Raw genomic sequence first — 4,332 nt, forward strand, 5'->3', positions numbered from 1 at the left:
CCCGCGACGAAGCCCGCCCCCAGCGCCGACGTGCGGCACCTGGAACAGAGCCTCGAAGAACGCCTCGGCGCCAAGGTCAGCATCGAACACGGCCGCCGCGGCGGAAAACTGGTGATCCGCTACTCCAGCCTGGACGAGCTGGACGGGATACTGGGGCATATCAAGTGATTGGCCGCGCGGCGGAGTATGTGCAGGCCCGCGAAGATCGACGATGGGTTGCGGCCTAAAAGCCTCCTCCCATCTTACTGTGGGCTAACTGGCCGCGGCCTTAACTCGGACGTTGGGGGGCTTCATGACCTACTGTGCCGGATGGAAATATTCGAATTCTGTGTATCTGTTTGCAGATACCGCGGCAACTAAGAACTCACCGCCCAACACAACGCATTCAAGTTTCGGCGAACTTCACGCCAAAGTCAGAGGTGAACATGTCGAAGAGTCACTCCTGAAAATCGTTCCACTTTCTGATGGAATTGCGGTCGCCTTTGCTGGCGATGTTCAACTCGCGACGAGCATTGTTGAGTTTCTTAGCGAGAACCTTACAGCGAATTCAAGCGATCTCAGACCGCTCCTGTCTTCGGTAACTACAAGCCTCGGCCCCTTCTCCAGAAATCGGCGAGTCGAACTGCTGATTGCAGCATCAGATTCTATTGGGGAGCCACAATTACTCTACTGGAACACTGCTGCAGGATTGGATACCTTCGAGTCTGATTACTATCAAATCGGGAGCCTGACATCCTACCACTCAGCCTTAACCCCGCAAGTTCTGTCACTATTCGCTAGAGGAAACTTAGCCCCCGATCGAATTCTTTCTGTGGTTACCGCCATAGTGCAGTCCTATGGAGTCCACGAAAATCTTGTCGAACAGAACATCGGCGGCCTTATTTTTGGTTTGCGTACTCACGCCGGCCAAACCATATGGCAAGAAGATACGAATTACGTGCTCTACGACCCTCAAGTGAAAGGCCTGATCTGGGTTTCCGCTTTTGTTCGAGACAACGTAGTCGTAGTTAATTCTTCAAAAACGAACGACATTCGCTGCCTGGCGCATTCCGTTTCCACCACATCGATTGAAGCCTGGGTCGATAAGTGGCAAGGCCATTTAAAGAGCCATCTTGAAACCGGTCGGTATAGATACTGGGTCTTCATCAGTATGCTGGACAAAGTGATTACGGTGCTTCGACGAAATACTCTTAACAGACACAGCCGTTACGTATCGTTAAGAAAGATAGGTGACGGGAAGTTCGACATGGCCACAAGCGAAGAACTCATGTCTTTGCTGAAGCAGCCGCTGATAGATCAGCAGGACGGCAGCCTTCCATTCCGATTGAACTTCCGCAATGATTGACACTCAACCCCCAACTCGGCGGCCCGTTACACTCCCGCCATGCCGCATACGTTCGTGCTGACATCTCTGGCGGAACCTTCTTCTTCACCGTCGCCCTGCTCGAACGCCGCCGCCGGCTGTTGGTCGAGAACATCGCGACGCTGCGCGAAGCGTTTCGCGGTGTCCGGCATCGGTATCGGTTCACCATCGACGCCATCGTGATCCTCCCGGATCACCTGCACTGCGTCTGGACACTGCCGGCCGGCGATGCCGATTTCTCCACCCGCTGGCGAGTGATCACAGCCGCCTTCGCGCGCGGCATCGCGGCTGGGGAACGGCTGTCCGAACGACGCCAGCACACCGGCGAGCGAGGCATCTGGCAGCGGCGCTTCTGGGAACACGCGATCCGCGATGCGGCCGACCTGACCCGACACGTGGACTACATCCATCACAACCCCGTGAAACACGGCCACGCCGACCGCGTTGTGGACTGGCCGTATTCGTCATTTCACCGCTACGTCGAGCGGGGTGTTTATCCACCGATTGGGCCGCCGGATCAGCAGTGCGCGGGTTGAGTTTCGAGTAGCCTTGCTCTCGGAAGGCGGAATACGCTGCGCTATTCCGCCCTACGCGGGCTACGCGGGCTCCGGCATCCCTGAACACCGCCGCCGCTTCTCGCACCTCGCCCCGCACGCTTCGTCGCGCCAGACTACCCCCGGCCGCCAATTACCCCAATCGTGATCGGGCCTGAAAGCCATACGCATTAAGAGCTTAGGCCTCCAGATTCGCAGATTCGCTGCGGCTGAGTTCAACAGTCTGGGAACTTCCATTTTCTGCCGGGGTCAACCCTTGCAGGGGAAAGATTCAAAGGGTTGCGGAGGCTGGCTCAGCGTACTGATGGATTAGAGCGCACCGCGACCAGCAGGATGACAGGAAGAAATGCGGCAGCCGAGGCTGATGGTTGCTGACCGAAAGGATCGGAAAGCGCGAACCAAACCCAATTCCGCAAAAAAGAACTTGAAGGGCCGCCGCGTCGAAAAGTCAATTTTCGTTCAACATCTTAGAGGCTTATCATGACTCAGAAAGTGGAAAACAGTGAGCTGATTTCGGCGAGCAAGGTCACTGGAACCAATGTCTACGGCGCAACCGGCGAGCGCATTGGTGAAGTGGATGAATTGATACTGCACAAAGTTTCGGGGGAAGTCATCTATGCCGTGATGTCGTTTGGCGGCTTCCTCGGCATGGGCGAGAAGCTGCATCCGCTTCCCTGGAGCGTTTTGCGATACGACACCGAGAAGGGCGGTTACATCGTGCCCTTGGACAAGAATGTACTGAAAGAAGGCCCGGCCATGACCAAGGACGAACTCGAGGAACTGGCTGTTGGAGAAGTTGGCCGCACGCGTGTGTTCGACTACTACGGCCCGTTCGGCGCAACGCGCTATTGGTGATTACCGCGCATGACTGCCAAACCTTGACTAATGTGTACGCCAGCCTGTGCTGGCCAAGAAAATCGGGCTTGGCGCGCGCGCGATAGGTGACCTGAAGGCGTTGTTGCGACACTGAGTGGCCGAGGGGGTGAAAACCACCGACGCCACGTCAACAATGCCTTCCGTTTTCCCATGAAGCTGACTATGACCTGAGGATGATCACATGGGACATCGTAAATCCAATGATTCGCAGCCGATCAAGGAAATATTGATCGACATCGCCGGTGAGGATTCATTTCCGGCCAGCGATCCGCCTTCGCGGACGGTGGTGACCAGCGTGGGACAGTCGCCCGACGAATTGGGGGAAGATTCGGCCCGCGGGCGCCGAAACGAGGTCGATCCCAACTGCAGGGTCCAGACCGAACAAAGACCCAGCCCGCCCTTACCTCCCCAGCATCAGTCCAAGCCTGGTCTGGAAAAGGAAATGGCGCCGCGTCCCCAGTATTCCGCGCTGGCTTATCGCGCCGCTGGAAAACTGAACGGGAAAATTGCGCTCATCACAGGGGGCGATTCAGGAATCGGGCGCGCAGTGGCAGTACTGTTTGCGCGGGAGGGTGCCGACGTCGCCATCGTCTTCCTGGCGGAAGAGATCGCTGATGCGCAGGAGACGTTGGCCGCAATCGAAGCACACGGTCGTCGCTGCCTGCTGTTGCCGGGTGATGTTACGGACGCCGCGTTCTGCCGTGATGCCGTTGAGGAGGCGGTGGAAAGTCTCGGCGGACTGGATATTCTGGTGAACAATGCGGCGTTTCAGCAACATCAGGCAAGCGTCGAAGACGTTTCCGAGCCGCAGTGGGACCTCACGTTCAAGACCAATATTTACGCGGACTTTTATATGGTGAAAGCCGCCCTGGCGTACTTGCCATCCGGCGCCGCCATCATCAATACCGGATCGATCGTCGGGCTGGAAGGCAGCTCCGAGCTGGTTGACTATGCAGCGACGAAAGGCGCCATTCATGCATTCACCAAATCCCTGGCTCAAAACTTACTCAGCCGCGGCATTCGTGTGAACTGCGTTGCGCCCGGACCGGTGTGGACGCCGCTGAATGTGGCGGACCGCTCCGCCGAGGACATAGAGCACTTTGGCGGGAAGACCCCGATGGGGCGGCCGGCGCAACCGGAGGAAATCGCGCCGGCTTTTGTATTTTTCGCCTCCGAAGCCGATTCCAGCTACGTGACGGGCGAAATTCTGACCCTGCTGGGCGGCGGCACGCGGGCGGCTTGATCTGGGCGGTGGTGGCGGGCAGCGAAAAGACGGTCGGCATAATATGGCTGTAGGGCGCGTAGCGCGTAGCCTTCCGGTTTGCCCCGCAGCCACCGTTACACTCCCGCCATGCCGTACTACGTTCGTGCTGACATGCCTGGCGGCACCTTCTTCTTCACCGTCGCCCTGCTCGAACGCCGCCGCCGGCTGTTGGTCGAGAACATCGCGACGCTGCGCGAAGCGTTTCGCAGCGTCCGGCATCGGTATCCGTTCACCATCGACGCCATCGTGATCCTCCCGGATCACCTGCACTGCGT

Annotated in this window: 5 protein-coding genes and 1 pseudogene; all 6 read left to right on the forward strand. The window is 57.9% G+C overall.

From position 1 onward, the window contains the following. Positions 1–30 precede the first annotated feature (30 nt). Positions 31–168, forward strand: coding sequence for a hypothetical protein (locus WA157_RS12270; protein WP_422621228.1), 138 nt, complete (start codon positions 31–33; stop codon positions 166–168). A gap of 124 nt (positions 169–292) precedes the next feature. Continuing rightward, positions 293–1,345 carry a hypothetical protein gene (locus WA157_RS12275; protein WP_422621224.1) on the forward strand — a complete coding sequence of 351 codons (1,053 nt, stop codon included), beginning with the start codon at positions 293–295 and terminating at the stop codon, positions 1,343–1,345. Further along, the gene (locus tag WA157_RS12280; protein ID WP_422621225.1) at positions 1,342–1,899 is read left to right on the forward strand and encodes an REP-associated tyrosine transposase; all 558 of its coding nucleotides are present in this window, start codon (positions 1,342–1,344) and stop codon (positions 1,897–1,899) included. The genes WA157_RS12275 and WA157_RS12280 overlap by 4 nt, the downstream gene beginning before the upstream one ends. 498 nt (positions 1,900–2,397) lie before the next feature. Beyond that, positions 2,398–2,772 (forward strand): PRC-barrel domain-containing protein, encoded by a 375-nt coding sequence (locus tag WA157_RS12285; protein WP_422621226.1) that lies wholly within the window; start codon positions 2,398–2,400, stop codon positions 2,770–2,772. A gap of 202 nt (positions 2,773–2,974) precedes the next feature. Continuing rightward, complete coding sequence (locus tag WA157_RS12290) at positions 2,975–4,036, forward strand: SDR family oxidoreductase (protein ID WP_422621227.1); 1,062 nt, start codon at positions 2,975–2,977, stop codon at positions 4,034–4,036. A gap of 108 nt (positions 4,037–4,144) precedes the next feature. Beyond that, positions 4,145–4,332, forward strand: a pseudogene (locus tag WA157_RS12295) (transposase); the annotation flags it as partial.

It is taken from the genome of Rhodoferax ferrireducens (genome assembly GCF_049302455.1).
Lineage (GTDB): Bacteria > Pseudomonadota > Gammaproteobacteria > Burkholderiales > Burkholderiaceae_C > Rhodoferax > Rhodoferax ferrireducens_B.